This is a genomic window from Chelativorans sp. M5D2P16 (assembly GCF_034427935.1).
Taxonomy (GTDB): Bacteria; Pseudomonadota; Alphaproteobacteria; order Rhizobiales; family Rhizobiaceae; genus Chelativorans.
Genome location: NZ_JAXQNM010000040.1, coordinates 128628 through 146609 on the forward strand (window position 1 = coordinate 128628; position 17982 = coordinate 146609).

The window sequence follows — 17982 nt, forward strand, 5'->3', positions numbered from 1 at the left end:
CGCTTTATCGCTACACGCCCAGGGCGCGTCGGCGCGCCACGTCTATATGCGCCTCGATAGCCTCGAGGGCGGCCCTTTCGTCGCGGGCGACGAGCGCGTCGAGAATGCGCATATGCTCGCGCATCACCGACGTCACCAGTTCCGGCAGCATTCGGGTATCGCCCTGCCGGATGAGCCTGATCTTTATGGAGTTCACACGGTAGACGCTGGAGATCAGGCTGTTGCCCATGGAATCGATCATCGTGTCGTGGAACATCCAGTCCATGTGCTGGGCGCGCTCCAGAAGCTCCGGCGTCACACCTTTCTCGGCCTCCCGCTGGACCGAAACATGCTCCTCCCTGAGCGTGGAAACGAGTTCGTCCGGCGCACTGCGGCAGAACTCGACGGTTGCCTCGCGCTCCAGGATGAGGCGAAGCTGAAAGGCATTGCGGATGAGATCGATGTCGACATGGGCAACCTGCATGCCCCGCTGCGGCACGGTCTTGATGAGGCCATCGGCCTCGAGGCGCGGGATAAGTTCCCTGATGGCGCCGAGGGGCATCCCGGTGACGGCCACCAGTTCGCGCTGGGAAAGGAACTGGCCCGGCCGGATATCGCGTGAAAACAATCGTTCCTTGAAGGCCTCGTAGGCCTTCTCGCGAAGGGTGGGGCTGCCCATCCTGCTCATCGCTAGACCGCCCGCGTCTGCTCGAAGTCGCGCATCAGCCTGTCCAGCATCGCGCAATCGGCCGCCGCAACGGACGCCAGCGGCGGGCGCACCCGATTCCAGTTTTCGTCTCGGCGCCTCAGCCCGACCAGTGATTTGATCGCAGGGATTATGGGCAGTTTCACGAGTGAATCGACCAATCTGCTCAACCGGTCGTTATCCTGACCCGTTTCAACAAGCGCGGCAAGCTCCCGCGGAAAGACATTGGCCATGCCGCTGATCGCCCCGGCGCCGCCCAGCCGAACAGCCCTTGCCAGGTGCCGCTCGTCCCCGACGAGGATGGTGAGATCGCTTTCACCCAGGAAGGATTCCGTTGTCGGCCAATGCCCCCCCGAATCCTTCACACCCAGAACAATTTCTCCGTAGCCCTGCTTGAGCCTTTGCACCACCGCAAGCGGCAGAGCGACTGCCGTGACCTGCGGTATGTGGTAGAGCAGAACGCGCGGCCCGTGCCGGCCGATGCGCTCGAAAAGCCCCGCATACCAGGCAAACAGGCCCTCATCGCTCAGATCCTTGAAGTAGAAGGGCGGCGGCACGAGCAACGTCTGCACGCCAGCTTCAAGCGCGGCGGATGCCTGTTCGGCCGCCTGCTCCACAGCGGTGGCGCTGATGCCGGCGAGAAGGCGCGTCGAATCCACATGAGCGGCAGCGAAAGCATCGAGGACTGCGATACGCTCGCGCTCGCAGAGGGAGGCGCCCTCGCCCGTGGTGCCGAAGAGGGTCACGCTCGCGCAGCTTCCTTCAAGAAGGTCCTTGGCGTGGGCGAGCATGCGGCCGGTGTCGATCGACATGTCCCTTGCGAACGGTGTCGTCAGCGCAGCCGAAAGGCCGAACTTTTCTCCCGGTGCATGCGCGCCTCGATTCGTCCCGGCCATGAAGCCCTCTCTGTTGTGAACAAGCTAACATGTTATTGTGTTGACAATAAAACAGCAAGTGCGTTTTATGGTTCGAGCGGATCCGCATTCCGCTCTGTGAGCGGCCGGGCCTGCCGGCTTTGCGGCTTCGCCCGCGACGGCGCAAATTGCGCGGGCCACGATCCGTGGTACCTGTATGTTCGCGGTCTGCGGGAACCGAATGCAATCAAGGGAGGAGCTACAATGACCATAACAATCGCGCGCCGCGGCTTTCTTGCCGCCACTGCCGTGCTCGCGGCCTCGTTCGCCGGTTTTGCCGGAACGGCCGATGCCCAGGACAAGATAACGCTGCGCCTGTCCACGCCGGCCACGCCCACCGACCAGCGCTCGGTGGCGCTCCAGGAAGTCTTCGCACCGGCGGTCAGCGACTTCGCCGAATTCGAGGGGCACTGGAACGCCAGCCTCTTCAAGCAGGGTACGGAGCTCGAGGCGATCGCCCGCGGCAATCTGGAAATGTCGATCACCTCGGCGCAGGAACTGGCCACCATCTTCCCCGAGTGGTCGATCTTCACGGCCGGGTACCTGCATCGCGATGCGGAGCACCAGAAAAAGGTGTTCGCGGCCGACTTCATGGAGCCGATGAAGAAGAAGGTCGAGGAAGAACTGGGCGTGAAACTGCTCACGGTCATGTATCTCGGCCGCCGCCAGCTCAACCTGCGTATGAGCAAGGACGAGAAGACGGTGATGACGCCGGAGGATCTTGCCGGCGTGAAGCTGCGCATGCCCGGCACGGACGCCTGGCAGTTCCTCGGCTCCGCGCTCGGCGCCAACCCGCTGCCGATGGCCTTCACCGAGGTCTATACTGCGCTGCAGACCGGCGCGATCGACGGGCAGGATAACCCTCTGCCGACCGACAGGGATTCCAAGTTCTACGAGGTCACCGAGCAGATCGTCCTCACCAGCCATCTGGTCGACCTGAACTATCTCGCCTTCTCCAAGGAGGTTTGGGACCAGCTCACGCCCGAGCAGCAGGAGATCGTCCAGAAGGCGGCCGACGACGCGGCCGAGCAGGCCAGGCAGAAGCAACTGGCGCTCGAGGACGAGCTCGTGCAGTTCTTCAAGGATCAGGGACTGGACGTCTACGAGCCCGACGTCGACGCCTTCCGCGCCCACGTCCAGAAGGCCTATCTGGAGTCGGAGTTCGCCAAGGACTGGCCGGAAGGCATGGTCGACAAGATCAACGCCATTCAATAAGGCCGGGGCAACCGACCCATGCAGGCCGCGCTCAGGTGGCTGCAGGCCCGGGCGGACAACATGGCGGTGGGCTTCCTCACCGTCATGTTCCTCTCCTTCATCCTGCAGATCGTCAGCCGCTACGTGTTGAACCATCCGCTCGGATGGACGCTCGAGCTGTGCCTGACCATGTGGCTGTGGGTGGTATTCTGGGGCTCCGCCTTCCTGCTGACCGATCAGGACCATGTCCGGTTCGACATGCTGTACCTGACAGGAAACGTCCGCGTGCGCCGCGTTCTGGCGCTGGTTTCGGCCGTCGCGATCCTCGTCGGCTTTGTCGCCGCGTTGCCGGCGACCTTCGACTACATCACCTTCTACAAGATCAAGAAGAGCGCCACGCTGGGTATCCGGCTGGACTATGTCTTTTCCGTCTACGGGATTTTCGCGGTGGCGGTCATCGCCCGCTATGCACTGCGCGCCTGGCAGCTCGCCCGCGGCGGCACGCCTGACGAGCCGCAAGAGCCGGAGCCCAGATGACCACGGCCTTCTTCCTCTGCCTGCTCGCACTCTTCGCACTGGCCGCCATCGGCACGCCCATCGCGTTGTCGATGATCGTCGCCGCCATCGTCTATCTCTTCGTGCGCGGCCAGGATCCGGGGCTCGCTGCCGAACAGATCATCCAGGGGCTTTACGACAGCTTCGTTCTTCTGGCCGTGCCGCTCTTCATCGTCGCCGCCAACATCATGAATGCCGGCACGATCAGCGAGCGGCTCCTGAGCTTCTGCGTGGCGGTCGTGGGCCGCTTCCGCGGCGGCCTCGGCCACGTCAATATCGTGGCGAGCCTGATCTTTTCCGGCATGTCCGGCTCGGCGGTGGCGGATGCTGCCGGTATCGGCAAGATCATCATCGAGATGATGACCAAGAGCCGCTACGCACCGGGCTATGCGGCCGCCATCACCGCGGCATCGGCGACCGTCGGGCCGATCATCCCGCCCTCGATCCCGATGGTGATCTATGCGCTCGTGTCCGACCAGTCCATCGGATACCTGTTTCTCGGCGGCATCCTGCCGGGCTTGATGATGGGCGCCGTTCTGATGGCGATGAACAGCTATCTGGCGACCAGGCGGCAATTCGCGCTGGAAGACCCGGTGCCACTCTCCAAGCTGCCGCGCCTGACGGTCAATGCGTTCCCCGCCCTGCTGATGCCGGCGATCCTGCTCTACGGCATCTATGGCGGCGTGACCACGCCCACGGAAGCGGCCGCGGTGGCGGCGGCCTATGCGCTGATCCTGGCGGCGCTCTTCTACCGCGCACTCACCTGGAAGAACCTTTACGCCATCCTGTCGGCGAGCGCCCGCTCATCGGCCGCTGTCGGCCTCGTGATCGGCGGAGCGCTCATCTTCAATTATATCGTGGCAAGCGAGAACATTCCCGGCAAGGTGGCCGGGGCGCTGGTCGGCATGGACGTCGATCCGCTGCTGTTTTTGCTCGCGATCAACGTCCTCTTCCTGCTGCTTGGATGCATCCTCGACGCCACCACGCTGATCCTCGTCGTCGTGCCGCTGTTCATCCCCGCCTGCCGGCAGCTCGGGATCGACCTCGTGCATTTCGGCGTCGTGATCATCGTCAACACCATGATCGGCCTGATCACGCCGCCCTACGGCATTCTGCTGTTCGTCATCAATGCGGTGACCGGGATCAAGCTCAGCGCGATAATCAGAGAAATCTGGACGTTCCTCGCTGTCCTTATCCTCGCCCTTCTGATCATGATCCTCATGCCCGATGTCGTGCTGTGGCTTCCGCGGCAATTCGGGTACCAGGGCTGAAGCAAGCCACGCCAATTCCACGTCTCATGCCAAGGGAGGTGAGGTCTGAAAATGGAGCGCCACCGCGCAATGGATCTGTGCGTCGAAAAAGTCCGGGGTGGACAGGCCGGAAATCGACAGGCCAGAATGGCGGCAGAGAGAAGACTGAGACGGGTGCTCACCCGAGGGGGTGGTAGCGCGCCGAACTATGGCAGTGGAGAACGGTCGCTGGTAACACCTTCTCCCTGGGCGCAGATGTGGCATGAAAAGACCATCGCGGAACGATCCGTCAAGGGACGGCCGCGCGGCTGGCCGATAGGGGGCAAGAAGAGACATGGTGCGCGTGAGGACGGTCCATCCGTTCAGTGGGCTGGTGCTGCTGATGGCCATTCTGGTCGGGCTGGCCGGCTGCAGTACGACTGCCGTCCTGACACCCACGGTGGCACCGTTGGAGTCGGAGAAGTATGCAGCGATCGTGGTGGATGCCGGTTCGGGGAAGGTCCTTTATCAAAACGCATCGAGTGAACCACGGTATCCGGCCTCCCTCACAAAGATGATGACACTCTACCTCCTGTTCGAAGCAGTGGATTCGGGCAGGATCGCCCCCACGGGCGCAATCCCGGTCTCCGCCTATGCGGCGTCACGGCCGCCGTCGAAGCTCGGTCTGAAGGCGGGGCGGAGCATCGACGTGCAAACGGCAATCTTGGCGCTCTGCGTCAAGTCGTCGAACGACGTCGCCACGGCCGTTGCCGAATACCTTGGCGGCTCGGAAGAGCGGTTCGCGGCATTGATGACGGCGAAGGCACGGCAACTCGGGATGCGCTCGACCACCTTCAGGAACGCCTCCGGTCTCCCCGATCCCGAGCAGGTCACGAACGCCCGCGACATGGCCATTTTGGCGACGGCCCTGCAGAAGCGTTTTCCCCATCACTATCACGTTTTCGCCAATCGCAGCTTTTCCTACGGCGGCAAGAAGATCCACGGGCACAACAGGCTCCTGGGCCGGGTCGACGGGGTCGACGGCATCAAGACCGGTTATATCCGGGCATCGGGGTACAATCTCGCCACGTCCGCGGGGCGCGATGGGCGGCGGATCATCGTCATCGTGATGGGCGGGAAGAGCGCCAAATCACGTGACGCCCACGTGGAAGAACTGATCGAGATATATCTGCCGCGTGCGGCACGGAGTGCCGGGTTTGCGGGTGGCCGACCCGGCAGCATTCCGGGATTGAAGCAGCGGCTGCGACTGTAGGTTTCCAGGCACACTCCAGCGGCGATGGATTTGATCGTGGCCTCCATCGAAGAGGCCCGGACCAAAGGTGGTTGCGCAGCTTCAAAATATAGGATACCCACCTATCCTATGACGCACACCATCAGAAACAAGGCTAAGCTTCTCGGGCGCGTCCGTCGCCTCAAGGGTCAAATCGAAGCCATCGAACGGGCGCTGGAAACCGAGGTCCCATGCGGGGAGATTCTCAACCTGACCGCTTCCGTAAGGGGTGCAGTCACGGGCCTCACGGCCGAATTGCTCGAGGATCATATTCGCGAGCACGTTTCCAACCCGGATAAGGACGAGGATCCGGCACGTGCACAAGGTGCCGCGGACCTCATCAGCGTTATCAGGACCTATCTCAAGTGACCGACTACGCCGCCCGCCTCGAAAGTCCGCACGAGCATGTGTTTCTGGGACAGAACCACAAACGCAACGAGCGCCGCACCTGGTTTGTCATCGCACTGACTGCGATAACGATGGTGGTGGAAATCACCGCCGGCAACCTGTTCGGATCCATGGCACTGGTCGCGGACGGCTGGCACATGTCCACTCATGCCGCGGCAATGCTGATCGCGGCATTGGCATATCTTTATGCCCGGAGGAATGCTCACAACCGGCGTTTCACCTTCGGGACGGGGAAAATGGGTGACCTTGCCGGCTTCGCGAGCGCGGTGGTCCTGGCGTTGATCGCCCTGCTGATCGGATGGGAGAGCCTGTTGCGCTTCTACAATCCCGTCGCAATCAGTTTTTCTCAGGCCATCATCGTCGCGTTCGTCGGCCTTGCGGTAAACCTCGCCTGCGCGTGGCTGCTTCACGACGATCATGGCCACCATGGGCATCATCAGGGCGGCCACCATCACCATGGTGCCGACAACAACCTGCGCGCAGCTTATTTCCACGTGCTGGCCGATGCGCTGACTTCGGTCCTGGCCATCGTCGCCTTGCTTCTCGGCAGTCTCTATGGGTGGAACTGGATGGACCCTGCAATGGGTATCGTCGGCGCCATCATCATCGCGCGCTGGTCGTGGGGCCTCATCAGGGACGCCGGCCGTGTTCTCCTGGATTACATACCAGCGGAGGAAAGCCTGCCGGACGAGATTCGTGCCGCCATCGAAGACGATGGCGACAGCATAGCGGACCTCCATGTGTGGCGACTCGGCCCAGGGCACCATGGAGCGATCATCGCTATCCGCTCCGATGCGCCGCGCGAGCCTTCCCACTACCGCAAAAAGCTAGACCGCCTTCACGAACTGTCGCATGTGACGATCGAGGTCGAAGCGAAGGGCTAATTCGGTCTCCGGCGGAAGAACGTCAGTAACCGCCGCTCCCCCCACCGCCTCCATTCGACGGGAATGCGGGCTGGGATGCGGGTGCCCCCTGGTTGGTTGGCGTCGTCGACGCACAGCCGGCCAGTACCAGCATTGCAAGCAGAACAAGCAGTCGCATGGTGAAATCCTCCCCTGCAGAGGATAGATGTGTCGCAGATGGCAAGAGTCTTACCGGCAGATCAACACGTCAACCAATCCCTTCGGGCAGCGCCACCTCCAATAGGCTTATAGGATCTTCATCGTCCGGTTCCTGTCCGGAGCGATCGGCGATCTTTCAGCGGATATCTGGAGAAGGCTTCAAGTCAGGCCTGAATGACAACCACCCGGGTGCCGACGGGGACGCGCTCATAAAGATCGATGACGTCGTGATTGAGCATGCGAATGCAGCCGCTCGAAACGGCCTGACCGATGGTATGAGGCTGGTTCGTGCCGTGGATCCGGAACATCGTGTCCCGCCCATTGCGATAAAGGTAGAGGGCTCGGGCTCCCAGCGGGTTGTTGGGACCACCGGGCACGCCGCCTGCAAAGCGCGCATTGCGCGGGTCGCGCCGGATCATGTTGTCCGTCGGGCGCCAGCTCGGCCATTCGGCCTTGCGGCCGACCGTGGCGCTCCCGCGCAAGGCGAGCCCCTCGCGGCCGACGCCGATCCCGTAGCGGATCGCGCGCCCGTCACCGAGAACATAGTAGAGGCGGCGCTCGGGCGTGTTCACGACGACCGTTCCCGATGCATAATCGCCGTCGAAGGCCACTTCCCTCCTGCGCAGATCGGGATCGATTTCAGAAAGGGGGATCGACGGTACCGGATATGGCTCGTCCCGGTGGGCGGAGTAGTTGGCGAAATCCGCCCTGTACTCTCCGGACACGCAGCCGGCAGCGACCAGAGGCAAGCCCACAAGGAATAATCGACGCGATAACGGCACCACCGCCTCCTCTTTATATCTCTGTACGGTCCCCATATGGCCTCATGGTTAACGAAAGCTCAACCGAGTTTCACCGCGCTGCCACCACCGGCACGATTACAAGCGCGGCAGCCATCGCAACACGCAGGCTTCTATTCCACCCGTCGATACGCAACATTCCAGCCCCCAATCTGATACTGTAACATTTTCGCCGGAGGCCGCTTACCCAGTGAAACCCGACGATCGGCGCCCCGCCGAGGGCTTTCGGCCTTTCAACTTTCGTTGTCGCTTCCTTTTTATGAAGGAAGCGGCGGCACTTGGCGAATCCAGGGGGGAGTTGTGGAACAGGCAATCGCGCTCGTACTGAGCAATTTCACCATTACATTCCTGGTAGTTGCCGCCATCGCGACCGCGATTTCCATGCTCGCCGGCCGAAATGGTGCCCGCCCGCGATTTGCGGAAAAGGCGCTCGCCTATTATGCGCTCTTCGTCATCGGCTTCACCTTCCTCTACAACTTCGTGATGCACGTCTTCTTCGGCGACATGGCGGCGGCGTTCATCGGCTGGGAAAACAGCCCCTTCCAGGCCGAGGTCGGCTTTGCCAGCCTGGGCTTTGCGGTGGTCGGTTTCCTAGCGTTCAAGGGCGGCTTTGAAATGCGCCTTGCGGCCGTCGTTGGCCCCGCATGCTTCCTGCTTGGCGCGGCCGGCGGCCATGCCTATCAAATGATCATGGCGGGCAATTTCGCTCCGGGCAATGCAGGAGCGATCTTCTATACTGACATTTTCGTGCCCTTGCTCGGCGCGCTCCTGCTGTGGATGCGGTATGGGAAGACAGGGCAGGCCTCGGCGCGCTCAACCTGAGACCGTTCGCGGCGCCCACGCCCGGGACGGCGCGCATCCGCCGCCCTCGCGCCGGTATTGACGCTTGCCCGGCGCCGTCTCCTCGATCGCCTCCACGACGCAATCGACCAACCGCCCTGCCGGCGAACTTTGCGGCCAAAGCATGCCGATGGCGCGCTCGGCACGGGCAAGCGGACCAGCGTATCGGCATGGTCCCAGGGAAGCTCCCAATCGGGGACGAGGGACACGCCCAGGCCCGTACGCACCATCACGGCGATTGCGTCCAACGAGTCCAGTTCGAAGCGCTCGCCCGGAAAAATGCCGTTGTCGCGGAGGTACTGATCGGGAAGGCGCCCGCCCCAATTATTGCGGTCATAGCGAATGAAGGGCTCGCTTCGCAGCAGCTCCAGCGGATCCTCTCCCCGGTGCGCGGGTGCGCACAGGACAACGAGGCGCTCCTTTCGAAGTGACTTCCACCGCAGGGATTTGGCGACCGGAAATGGTGGCGCGACGATGAGCGCGCCATCGATCTTGCCGTCCAGGAGCGAGCGGTGGAGATCGTTGGACGTGCCCGGCAGGAGAAACGCGTTGACCGCCGGTGCGGTCCGACTGAGCGTCAGGAGTGCGGCCGGCAGGATTCCGGCGCCGTGGCGATTGCCCCGATGCGGATATCGCCGGCGATTTCGTCAAGTCTCGTAAGGCGCGCCAGGGTGCGAACGCCAACCAGTATTTCGCGCGCCTTGTCGAGGATCGCATGGCCAGCATCCGTGGGCTTGACCCGGCGGCCGGTGCGCACGAGCAGGGTCGCCCCGATTTCATCCTCCAGCGCTTGCATGCGCTGCGCGACCGCCACCGGCGAAATCCCCAGGCGGCGTGAGGCTTCCGCGAGGGATCCGAGCTCGGCGACAAGGACGAACGTTTCAAGAAAGCGCGTTTCCATGCGTCTGGTCCTCGCCCGTTCCCTGCAGCCTGTCGACGATCATCTCGGCAATGGGCATGGCCGAGGTGGCGGCTGGCGATGGAGCGTTGCAGACGTGCAGCATGCGTTCCGACTGCAGGAACAGAAAGTCGTGCACCAGCGTGCCGTCGTCGAGGATCGCCTGCGCCCTGATGCCGGCGCCCGGTTCCCGAAGGTCGTCCAACGTGAGGCTCGGGCAATATTTGCGACATTCCTCGAGGTAGCGGCGCCGGAAGAGCGAATTCCGGAACTCGTCGATGCCGGATTTCAGGTTCCCGTGCGCCATCTTCCAGAACCCGCCATGCGTCACCAGCGAGGCGACATCCCGGAAGTCGATGCTGCCCTTCCGGTATCCTTCGCGCGAAAAGCCGAGCACGGCGTTCGGGCCGACAGTGACCCGCCCGTCGATCATGCGGGTCAGGTGAATGCCGAGGAAGGGCAGGTCCGGATCGGGCACCGGATAGATGAGGTGCTTGACGATCTCGGATTTGGACGGCGGCAAGGTGTAATATTCACCGCGGAAGGGGACGATGCGATGCTTGAGCTGCATGCCGGCCAGCCGCGCAATACGATCCGACTGGAGACCGGCACAGCTGATCAGATAGCGGGCGTGGTGGATCTCACCGTCATGATCGTGGATCGAGACGCGCCCTCCCCCCTCGTCGATCGCCACCACCTGCTTCCCCAGTTTGAGGACCGCTCCCCGTTCCTTCATCTTTTCGGCCATCGCCAGACAGACCTGACGATAGTCTACGATGCCCGTGGCATGGACCAGCAGGGCACCGATGCCGGTGACGTTCGGTTCGATCCGGCGCAAGCCCTGGCGCGAGACGGGCTCGAAGCTGATTTCGTTTTGCCTGGCGCGTTCCTCGAGCCCGCCCAGCCGTTCGAGCTCACGCTGATCGGTTGCGATCAGGAGCTTGCCGCAGGTCTCATAGGGGATGCCGTTTTGCCCGCAGAATATCTTGGTGGCTTCCGCCCCGGCACGGCAGAGCCGGGCCTTCAGCGACCCGGGCTTATAATAGATTCCGGCATGGATAACCCCGCTGTTGTGGCCGGTCTGGTGCATTCCGACCGCCGCCTCCTTTTCCAGGAGGAGGATTTTCGCGGCGGGATCGCGTTGCGACAGGCTCAGCGCCGTCGCGAGCCCGACAATGCCGCCACCGATGATGCAGTAGGTGTACTCCATGACGTCCTTTGTCCGATCCTCAGGAGGATGTCTCGGCGAGCAGCGGTTTCTTCTTCCGCAAAAGCTTCATCGCAACCGGCAGCAGCAAGACAATCGCCGTCAGCACAAACAGGGTCAAGGCGATGGGGCGTTCGACGAAGACCAGCACGTCGCCCTGCGATTGTATCTGCGTGCGGCGGATATTGCGCTCCAGCATCGGCCCGAGAATGAGCCCGAGCACGAGCGGAACCGGCGGATAGTCGAGCTTGATGAGGATCAAGCCGAAGAAGCCGGCCAGAAGCGCGATCGTCACGCCCGACATCGAGTTGCCGATGGAGAAGACGCCGAAGACAATGATCGCAAAGACCATCGGATAGAGGATCGCCGTCGAAATGAACAGGAGCGAGGCCAGGAGCGGCGTCAAAAGGAGCGTCAGGAAGACGAGCATCACGTTGCCGATCCAGAAGCTGCCGAAGACGGTCCAGATGAAATCGCCATTGTTGACGAAGAGCAGAGGCCCGGGCTGGAGGCCCAGCATCAGGAGGCCTCCCATCATGACGGCCGTCGTCGCCGAACCCGGAATTCCCAGCGTGAACAAAGGGATCATCGAGGAATAGGAGGCACTGTTGTTGGCCGCCTCGGGTGCGGCGATCCCCTCGACGATGCCGGTGCCGTATTTTTCGGGCGTCTTGGACATGCGCTTTGAGGCGGCATAGGCCATCATGGTCGCCGCGGTCGCTCCGATCCCCGGCAGGACGCCCACGAAAAATCCGGTAACCGCTCCCTGCAGCAGGTCGATGCGGGATCGGACAGCATCCTTTACCCGCGGAAACAGTGCGGAAAGTTCAAACTTGGCGACACCCTTCGTGACATTCTCGTTGAGGCTGGTGAACATCGCGGTCAGCCCGAACAGGCCGACCGCGACGACCGAGAAATCCAGACCGTCGAACAGTTCCATGGAACCGAAGGTAAACCGGACCGGACCGGCGATGGGATCGAGCCCGATCATGCCGAGCCAGAAACCGATGGCGAGAGCGGTGAAACCCTTGATCGCGTTGCGGCCGCCGAGCACGCTGACCATCGACAAGGCCAGGACCATGATCGCCGTCATTTCGGTGGGGCCGAACGCGAGGGCGGCACGCGCAATCGGCGCCGACAGCGTGGCCAGGCCGATCAGCCCGACGAGACCGCCTATGAAGGAACCGAAGACGCTCATCCCGAGCGCGCGACCGGCCTCTCCCTTCTTGGCCAGCGGATGGCCGTCGACAACGGTCATGATGGAGGGTGGATCGCCTGGAATGCCCAGCAAGATCGACGTGATGGCGCCACCGAACATCGACCCGTAATAGATGCCGGCGAGGCAGGCCAGCGCCGGAACCCCGCCGAGGCTGACGGCGACCGGCAGCATGATGGCGACACCGGCGGAAGGACCCAGTCCCGGCAGCGCGCCGATCAGCAATCCGATGATCACGCCGAAGAGCGTGGCCAGCAGGGTCGTGGGCGTTGCCGCGTTCTGTATTCCCTCGAAGAGGAGACCGAAAGCATCCATTGGATTTCTCCGGAACTAAAGTCCGAACGGGCCGGTCGGCACCGGGATCTTGAGCCATTCCCCAAAGGCCAGCCGCAAGAAAAGCGGGAACAGGACCGCACATGGCAGCAGCCGCACCAGAAAAGCCGGCGCCAGCGTCGGGCGTATGATCAGCCCCACCGCCAGCATGAACCCCATGCCCGTCAATGCCAGCCCGAGATAAGGCGTGAGCACGATAACGCCGGCCAGGGCGACGAACAGGAGCGCGATCTTACCGAGGTCGCGCGGTGTGAGTGCGTTGGCCAGTTTTTCACAACCGAGCAGGCTGCGCATCAAATTAACAGCGCTGAGGGCGGCGAGCCCGCCGCCGATCAGGATCGGAAAGAACCCGCCACCGGGTGTCGCTCCAGCCCGGAGGCATCTTCTTTCCCTCGACGATCCTGTTGCGCACCTTGCCGGAAGCGACGGTGGTCGTCGCCATGTCGAGGACGAAGTGCCGCCCGTCCGCGCTCGGCGCGGCAAAGGACCAGGGGTCGGTTCCAAGCCGGGCCCTGGCGCCTCCGGTCGGCGGAACATGCACGCCGAACACGGTGGTGGCGGCCATGGCGATCAGGCCCCAGTCGGCGGCACGGGTGGTGAAGAAGCCGAGCGCGCCGAAATGGCCGGAGTTGCGGACGGACACGACGCCGATGCCGTGCGCCTTGGCCTTCTCAATGGCGATATCGATGGCCTGCGTTGCCGTGGCATGGCCAAGTCCGCCGTCGCCATCGAGCAGTGCACTGATCGGGGTCTCACGCACAATCTGCGGCTCGGGCCGGAAATTGATCGGCCGGATGCGGCGGCGCTCGTCATATTCGACCAGCATGGCAATGCCATGGCTTTCGATGCCGTGCAGGTCGGCCCAGGCCAGAACGCGCGCGGAAGCTCTCGCGCGCTCTTTGGTCATTCCCCATGCCCGAAAGATGGCGGCGGCTTGATCTTCATGTGTTTGATAGTCGTGTGCGATCAATCCGGCCTCCCTCCGAGACGCATACCCATTGCCCGGAGGGTGCCCCATGGAGAAGGGGCAAGAAAAGATTGGTTTCTCTTAAATCAAGCCAAACCTTTCCTTTGGTTTTGCCACCGAGAACGCTCACCCGAGGGTGGAGCCGGGCAAGCGCGAGGACGGCTTGCCGTCCGAACGCCTCGGCGCGGAAAGGAAGGCCAGCTTGCCTACGCGGCCTCGGCACCAAGCGCCTCGATCCGCTGACCGCCCTCGGCGTCAAAGAGGTGGACATGCGCGGTGTCGAACACGAGGTCGACACTTTCTCCCGACCGGGAGACACGACCGGGCGTCAGGCGCGCGGTCAGTTCCACACCGGAAAGCTCGCACAGTGCCATCACGTCGGATCCCAGGGGCTCCAGGATCTTGGTCGTCGCCGGAAAGGTCATCGCGTTTCCGTGCGGGCGAAACTGGGATGGCTCCAGATGTTCGGGGCGGATGCCGAGGACCACTTCGGTGCCGTTTTGCACGCCGTAGGGCGGCAAGGCGATGCGAAGGTCGTCACGGATAACCGCCTCGGCCCTGTCTCCTTCGACCACGTAATGTGCCCTGACCATGTTCATGGCGGGCGAGCCGATGAATTCGGCGACGAAGAGATTGGCCGGACGTTCATAAAGCGCGAACGGGGTGCCCACCTGCTCGATGTGGCCGTTGCGGAGCACCGTGATCCGGTCCGCCAGCGTCATCGCCTCGACCTGATCGTGCGTGACATAGATGGTGGTCGTCTTCAAAAGCGCGTGCAGGCGCTTGATCTGGGTGCGCATGTCGACGCGCAGCTTGGCGTCGAGATTGGACAGCGGCTCGTCGAATAGGAAGGCCGAGGGCCGCCGGACGATCGCGCGTCCCATCGCCACACGCTGGCGCTGCCCGCCGGAGAGCTGGCCGGGCTTGCGATCGAGCAGCGGCGTGATCTGCAGGATGTCCGCCGCTTCCGCGAGCTTCTCCTCGACCTCCGAAGCCGGCGCCTTGCGCATCCTCAGGCCGAAGGCCATGTTCTCGCGCACGGTCATGTGCGGGTAAAGCGCATAGTCCTGAAAGACCATGGCAATGTCCCGGTAACGCGGTTCGAGCGCATTCACCAGCCTGTCGCCGATCAGGATATCGCCGCCGGTGATCGTCTCGAGTCCCGCCACCATGCGCAGGAGCGTGCTCTTGCCGCAGCCGGAGGGGCCGACGAACACCATGAATTCATGGTCGGCAATCTCGAGCGAAACGCCGTGGATGACCTCCGCTCCCCCGTAGCTCTTGATGACATCCCTCAGCTCGATCGTGGCCATGCGCGCCGCATCCCTCGTTTCGCTCTTGCCTTATCGTTATCAATATTGATAATAAAGGAAGGAGATGCAGGCGACAAGAGGCGGGCCGATGGCATTTGCCCTGACCGGCAGAAGAGGACGCGAAGCGACCCAGCGGGTGTCGAAGAGCATGGAGGTCTTCGAGGGGCTCAAGCGGGCGATCATGCTCGGCGAGGCGGCTCCGGGAGAGACTCTCCTGGAACTCGAGCTCGCCGAATATTTCGGCTGCAGCCAGGGTCCCGTACGCGAAGCTCTGCTCAATCTTCAGGACGAAGGTCTTGTTGTGCGCATGGGGCACAGGGGCACGCGCGTGTCCGACTGCACACGGGACGAGGCGGTCGAGATGTTCCGGCTGCGCCACGGGATCGAGACCCGCGGGATCCGCCGCGCCGTCCAGCGGATAAACGACAAGGCGCTCGACGATCTGCGCCACTACCTGGCGGCGATGATGAAGGCCGCGCGCGCGAAGGATGAATATGCCCTCGCCGATTTCGACCGCAGCTTCCACATGTGCCTGTTCCAGGCCGCGGATCTTCCCGCGGTCGAGCCGCTGCTGTCACGCTGCATCCTGCATAACCAACGTTTCAAGATCCTGCGCAGCGGCGAGCAGCGCGATCTCGACGTCACCGCGCGGCGCCACGAATCGATCATCGAAGCGCTCGATTCCCGCAACGAGGAAGCTGCGATAGGCGCCATCGGCCACCACGTGGCGACGATCGTCGACTTCGGGCCCGCCCTGTTCGAGCAGCCCTCCCACGAGGAAAGCGTATGACGGGGCGGGCGGGATCAACGGCGGGTCGGACGCCCGAGCCGACGCGGCAGATGGGGGCGCTCATCGAGCGGCTCAAGGCGGAAGACGAGGGGCTTGCCGATCCCTTCACGCTGCCGCACGACCAGGCACGCGCGCAGTTCGAACGGAGCAACAGTCGCTGGAACGTCGAACTGCCTGAGATGGCGGCAGCGAAAGACATAACGCTGTCGGACGGCTCCCAGATCGGTCCGATCACGGCGACATTGCGGATTCCTTTCGAACCCAGGCCGGGTTTCATTCTCTATCTGCATGGCGGCGGCTGGATGTTCGGCTCGCCGCATACCCACGAGCGGGCCATCCGGTTTCTGGCTGCATCCTGCCGGATGGCGGTGATCGCGCCGTTCTACCGTCGCGCGCCCGAGGCGCCGTTTCCCGCCGGACTGGAGGACTGCAAGGCGGCTTGGGGTGCGGCTTTCGCGGCGGCCGCGGCACATGGTATCGACGCTGGACCGGGCGGCATTTCAGGCGATTCAGCCGGCGCCAACCTGGCCATGGCCACCATGCTCGGCGCCCTTCGGGAGAGCACGCCCCTGCCCGACTTCGCGTTGCTCTTCTACGGCGTCTATAGCGCGGACTTTACCACCGCATCCTACTGCATGCCGGACCCGCCCTACGGCCTCACGACCGCGCGGATGAAGGGCTATTGGGACCGGTATGCACCGGATCCCGCCTTGCGCGGCGATCCGCTGGCCGCTCCGCTCAATGCCTCGGACGAAGCGCTGTCGGCCCTTCCGCCCCTTTATCTCAATGCGGCCGAGCTGGACCCGCTGCGGGACGACACGCTCGGCCTTCACGAACGCCTCAGAGCCCTCGGGCGCCATGACGTCTGCCATCTGCATCGCGGCGTGGTGCACGGCTTCATGCAGATGACTGCCGCGCTCGAGGAGGCGCGTACGGCCTTTGCTCTGGCCGCCGACTGGCTGGACACGGCCGGACATTCATCCAACCACGGGAGGAAAAGATGAGAAACGCTTTGAAAACGCTCGCACTTGCTGCGTCGGTATCGGCAATGGCGGGCCTTGCCCACGCGGATTCAACCGTGCGGTTCTGGTACCATTTCGACAACCCGGACAATCCGATGAACGAGCTGATCGCCAAGTTCGAGGAGGAGAACCCGGGCATCACGATCGAAGCCGAGAACGTGCCGTGGAACAGCTATTACGACAATCTGTACACGGCGATCGTCGGCGGCGGCGCGCCGGACGCCGCCATGGTCAAGCTCTTCGCGCAGCCGCGTCTCGTCGAGATGGGTGCGCTCGAGCCGATCGACGAATGGCTGGCGAATTGGGATGGCAAGGACGACCTGCTCGACAATATCCTGGAGATCAATGCGGGCCCGGACGACAACCAGTACTACCTGCCCGTCCAGTACGTGGTGCTCTATCTCTATTATCGCGCCGACATGTTCAAGGAGGCGGGCCTCAAACCGCCCGAGACCTGCGAAGACTTCCTGGCCGCGGCCCAGGCCCTGACGCAGGATACGGATGGAGACGGCAACAACGACGTCTACGGTTTCGGCTTTCGCGGCGGCAAAGGTGGTCACGACCACTGGGCGAGCCTGGTGCTGTCGCACGAGGGCGTTTCGCTCGATGACGAAGAGAGCCTGACCAGCGAGACGGCCATTGCCGCGAACCAATGGGTGATCGACCTGCATCGCAAGCACGGCGTCTTTCCGCCGTCGGCGCCGAATGACGGGTTTCAGGAGATCATCGCCGCCTTCCAGCAGGGCCGCACGGCGATGACGATCCATCACATCGGCTCGTCCAACGCCATGGTCGAGGCCCTCGGCGACAAGGTCTCCGCAGCACCCGTACCGGAATGCGGCGGCGGGCGCTGGACGGCGTTCGGCGACGAGTCGCTGGCGGTGTTTTCCTCGGCGGAAGACAAGGAAGCCACCTGGAAATGGATTTCCTTCCTCGCCTCCAGCGGAAACAACGCGCTCTTCAATGAGGCGACCGGCCAGTTGCCCGTCACCAAATCGGATTCGGAGAACTGGCGGAACCACGAGGCGCGCTTCGTAGAGGCGACGATGGACTCCCTTCCCTTCGCCGAGACCCTTCCGGCAACGGGCGCGACATCCGATTTCGTGGACAATGTCTGGCCGCGCGCCATGCAACGCGCCCTTCTGGGCGAAATCACCTCCGAAGAGATGATGCGCGAGTTCGAAGAGCTCTACGCGTCCGAATAAGCCCTTTTCCGGCAGCCGGGCAACGGCCCGGCTGCCCGTTTCCAGAGCCGGTCC

The 17982-nt window shown here is 63.2% G+C and carries 20 protein-coding genes; 10 read left to right on the forward strand and 10 right to left on the reverse strand.

Annotated elements, in window-relative coordinates:
- Nucleotides 1–10 precede the first annotated feature (10 nt).
- Together SIN08_RS20890 and SIN08_RS20895 are read right to left on the reverse strand one after the other, a co-directional pair.
- Complete coding sequence (locus tag SIN08_RS20890; protein ID WP_322453544.1) at nucleotides 11–667, reverse strand: GntR family transcriptional regulator; 657 nt, start codon at nucleotides 665–667, stop codon at nucleotides 11–13.
- Between the two features lie 2 nt (nucleotides 668–669).
- Complete coding sequence (locus SIN08_RS20895; RefSeq protein ID WP_322453545.1) at nucleotides 670–1581, reverse strand: dihydrodipicolinate synthase family protein; 912 nt, start codon at nucleotides 1579–1581, stop codon at nucleotides 670–672.
- Between the two features lie 222 nt (nucleotides 1582–1803).
- Here SIN08_RS20895 and SIN08_RS20900 point away from each other — a divergent pair, with 222 nt between their 5' ends.
- The 6 genes from SIN08_RS20900 to dmeF all read left to right on the forward strand — a co-directional run bounded on the left by SIN08_RS20900 (nucleotide 1804) and on the right by dmeF (nucleotide 7160).
- A complete protein-coding gene (locus SIN08_RS20900) occupies nucleotides 1804–2814 on the forward strand; it encodes a sialic acid TRAP transporter substrate-binding protein SiaP (protein WP_322453546.1) in 1011 nt (336 codons plus the stop codon).
- 18 nt (nucleotides 2815–2832) lie between these two features.
- Nucleotides 2833–3330, forward strand: coding sequence for a TRAP transporter small permease (locus tag SIN08_RS20905; RefSeq protein ID WP_322453547.1), 498 nt, complete (start codon nucleotides 2833–2835; stop codon nucleotides 3328–3330).
- A complete protein-coding gene (locus SIN08_RS20910) occupies nucleotides 3327–4619 on the forward strand; it encodes a TRAP transporter large permease (RefSeq protein ID WP_322453548.1) in 1293 nt (430 codons plus the stop codon). The genes SIN08_RS20905 and SIN08_RS20910 overlap by 4 nt, the downstream gene beginning before the upstream one ends.
- 313 nt (nucleotides 4620–4932) lie before the next feature.
- Nucleotides 4933–5850 (forward strand): D-alanyl-D-alanine carboxypeptidase family protein, encoded by a 918-nt coding sequence (locus tag SIN08_RS20915; RefSeq protein WP_322453549.1) that lies wholly within the window; start codon nucleotides 4933–4935, stop codon nucleotides 5848–5850.
- Nucleotides 5851–5958: 108 nt separating this feature from the next.
- Complete coding sequence (locus SIN08_RS20920; RefSeq protein ID WP_322453550.1) at nucleotides 5959–6237, forward strand: metal/formaldehyde-sensitive transcriptional repressor; 279 nt, start codon at nucleotides 5959–5961, stop codon at nucleotides 6235–6237.
- Nucleotides 6234–7160: a CDF family Co(II)/Ni(II) efflux transporter DmeF gene (gene dmeF / locus SIN08_RS20925; protein WP_322453551.1), complete on the forward strand. Its 927-nt coding sequence runs from the start codon at nucleotides 6234–6236 to the stop codon at nucleotides 7158–7160. The genes SIN08_RS20920 and dmeF overlap by 4 nt, the downstream gene beginning before the upstream one ends.
- 341 nt (nucleotides 7161–7501) lie before the next feature.
- On the opposite strand, the gene SIN08_RS20930 is transcribed toward dmeF, so the two are convergent.
- On the reverse strand, nucleotides 7502–8119 hold the full coding sequence (locus SIN08_RS20930; protein WP_322453552.1) for a L,D-transpeptidase: 618 nt from the start codon (nucleotides 8117–8119) through the stop codon (nucleotides 7502–7504).
- 318 nt (nucleotides 8120–8437) lie between these two features.
- Here SIN08_RS20930 and SIN08_RS20935 point away from each other — a divergent pair, with 318 nt between their 5' ends.
- Nucleotides 8438–8959: a DUF6790 family protein gene (locus SIN08_RS20935; protein ID WP_322453553.1), complete on the forward strand. Its 522-nt coding sequence runs from the start codon at nucleotides 8438–8440 to the stop codon at nucleotides 8957–8959.
- On the opposite strand, the gene SIN08_RS20940 is transcribed toward SIN08_RS20935, so the two are convergent.
- From SIN08_RS20940 to SIN08_RS20970, 7 genes are all read right to left on the reverse strand, one after another.
- The gene (locus SIN08_RS20940) at nucleotides 8869–9576 is read right to left on the reverse strand and encodes a LysR substrate-binding domain-containing protein (RefSeq protein ID WP_322453716.1); all 708 of its coding nucleotides are present in this window, start codon (nucleotides 9574–9576) and stop codon (nucleotides 8869–8871) included. The two genes, SIN08_RS20935 and SIN08_RS20940, sit on opposite strands and share 91 nt — an antisense overlap.
- Nucleotides 9555–9878, reverse strand: a complete 324-nt coding sequence (locus tag SIN08_RS20945) for a LysR family transcriptional regulator (RefSeq protein WP_322453554.1) — start codon at nucleotides 9876–9878, stop codon at nucleotides 9555–9557. Before SIN08_RS20945 ends, SIN08_RS20940 begins: the two co-directional genes overlap by 22 nt.
- Entirely contained in the window at nucleotides 9859–11085 is a 1227-nt protein-coding gene (gene lhgO / locus SIN08_RS20950) for an L-2-hydroxyglutarate oxidase (protein WP_322453555.1), read from the reverse strand. Before lhgO ends, SIN08_RS20945 begins: the two co-directional genes overlap by 20 nt.
- A gap of 19 nt (nucleotides 11086–11104) precedes the next feature.
- The gene (locus SIN08_RS20955) at nucleotides 11105–12613 is read right to left on the reverse strand and encodes a tripartite tricarboxylate transporter permease (protein WP_322453556.1); all 1509 of its coding nucleotides are present in this window, start codon (nucleotides 12611–12613) and stop codon (nucleotides 11105–11107) included.
- Between the two features lie 15 nt (nucleotides 12614–12628).
- Complete coding sequence (locus SIN08_RS20960) at nucleotides 12629–12970, reverse strand: tripartite tricarboxylate transporter TctB family protein (protein ID WP_322453717.1); 342 nt, start codon at nucleotides 12968–12970, stop codon at nucleotides 12629–12631.
- Nucleotides 12930–13649, reverse strand: coding sequence for an Ldh family oxidoreductase (locus tag SIN08_RS20965; protein ID WP_416208110.1), 720 nt, complete (start codon nucleotides 13647–13649; stop codon nucleotides 12930–12932). The genes SIN08_RS20960 and SIN08_RS20965 overlap by 41 nt, the downstream gene beginning before the upstream one ends.
- 155 nt (nucleotides 13650–13804) lie before the next feature.
- Nucleotides 13805–14911: a sn-glycerol-3-phosphate ABC transporter ATP-binding protein UgpC gene (locus SIN08_RS20970; RefSeq protein ID WP_322453558.1), complete on the reverse strand. Its 1107-nt coding sequence runs from the start codon at nucleotides 14909–14911 to the stop codon at nucleotides 13805–13807.
- Between the two features lie 88 nt (nucleotides 14912–14999).
- Between SIN08_RS20970 and SIN08_RS20975 the strand changes: the two genes are divergently transcribed.
- The 3 genes from SIN08_RS20975 to SIN08_RS20985 are packed head-to-tail and all read left to right on the forward strand — an operon-like array spanning nucleotide 15000 to nucleotide 17928.
- Nucleotides 15000–15701 (forward strand): GntR family transcriptional regulator, encoded by a 702-nt coding sequence (locus tag SIN08_RS20975; RefSeq protein ID WP_322453559.1) that lies wholly within the window; start codon nucleotides 15000–15002, stop codon nucleotides 15699–15701.
- Nucleotides 15698–16705 carry an alpha/beta hydrolase gene (locus SIN08_RS20980; protein ID WP_322453560.1) on the forward strand — a complete coding sequence of 336 codons (1008 nt, stop codon included), beginning with the start codon at nucleotides 15698–15700 and terminating at the stop codon, nucleotides 16703–16705. Before SIN08_RS20975 ends, SIN08_RS20980 begins: the two co-directional genes overlap by 4 nt.
- Entirely contained in the window at nucleotides 16702–17928 is a 1227-nt protein-coding gene (locus tag SIN08_RS20985; RefSeq protein ID WP_322453561.1) for a sugar ABC transporter substrate-binding protein, read from the forward strand. Before SIN08_RS20980 ends, SIN08_RS20985 begins: the two co-directional genes overlap by 4 nt.
- The last annotated feature ends 54 nt before the right edge of the window (nucleotides 17929–17982 follow it).

What these genes read in the sequence shown, in the direction of transcription:
- SIN08_RS20890 (WP_322453544.1), bottom strand. Translation starts at nt 667, where the DNA reads ATGAGCAGGATGGGCAGCCCCACCCTTCGCGAGAAGGCCTACGAGGCC.
- SIN08_RS20895 (WP_322453545.1), bottom strand. Translation starts at nt 1,581, where the DNA reads ATGGCCGGGACGAATCGAGGCGCGCATGCACCGGGAGAAAAGTTCGGC.
- SIN08_RS20900 (WP_322453546.1), top strand. Translation starts at nt 1,804, where the DNA reads ATGACCATAACAATCGCGCGCCGCGGCTTTCTTGCCGCCACTGCCGTG.
- SIN08_RS20905 (WP_322453547.1), top strand. Translation starts at nt 2,833, where the DNA reads ATGCAGGCCGCGCTCAGGTGGCTGCAGGCCCGGGCGGACAACATGGCG.
- SIN08_RS20910 (WP_322453548.1), top strand. Translation starts at nt 3,327, where the DNA reads ATGACCACGGCCTTCTTCCTCTGCCTGCTCGCACTCTTCGCACTGGCC.
- SIN08_RS20915 (WP_322453549.1), top strand. Translation starts at nt 4,933, where the DNA reads ATGGTGCGCGTGAGGACGGTCCATCCGTTCAGTGGGCTGGTGCTGCTG.
- SIN08_RS20920 (WP_322453550.1), top strand. Translation starts at nt 5,959, where the DNA reads ATGACGCACACCATCAGAAACAAGGCTAAGCTTCTCGGGCGCGTCCGT.
- SIN08_RS20945 (WP_322453554.1), bottom strand. Translation starts at nt 9,878, where the DNA reads ATGGAAACGCGCTTTCTTGAAACGTTCGTCCTTGTCGCCGAGCTCGGA.
- lhgO (WP_322453555.1), bottom strand. Translation starts at nt 11,085, where the DNA reads ATGGAGTACACCTACTGCATCATCGGTGGCGGCATTGTCGGGCTCGCG.
- SIN08_RS20955 (WP_322453556.1), bottom strand. Translation starts at nt 12,613, where the DNA reads ATGGATGCTTTCGGTCTCCTCTTCGAGGGAATACAGAACGCGGCAACG.
- SIN08_RS20965 (WP_416208110.1), bottom strand. Translation starts at nt 13,649, where the DNA reads ATGGGGCACCCTCCGGGCAATGGGTATGCGTCTCGGAGGGAGGCCGGA.
- SIN08_RS20970 (WP_322453558.1), bottom strand. Translation starts at nt 14,911, where the DNA reads ATGGCCACGATCGAGCTGAGGGATGTCATCAAGAGCTACGGGGGAGCG.
- SIN08_RS20975 (WP_322453559.1), top strand. Translation starts at nt 15,000, where the DNA reads ATGGCATTTGCCCTGACCGGCAGAAGAGGACGCGAAGCGACCCAGCGG.
- SIN08_RS20980 (WP_322453560.1), top strand. Translation starts at nt 15,698, where the DNA reads ATGACGGGGCGGGCGGGATCAACGGCGGGTCGGACGCCCGAGCCGACG.
- SIN08_RS20985 (WP_322453561.1), top strand. Translation starts at nt 16,702, where the DNA reads ATGAGAAACGCTTTGAAAACGCTCGCACTTGCTGCGTCGGTATCGGCA.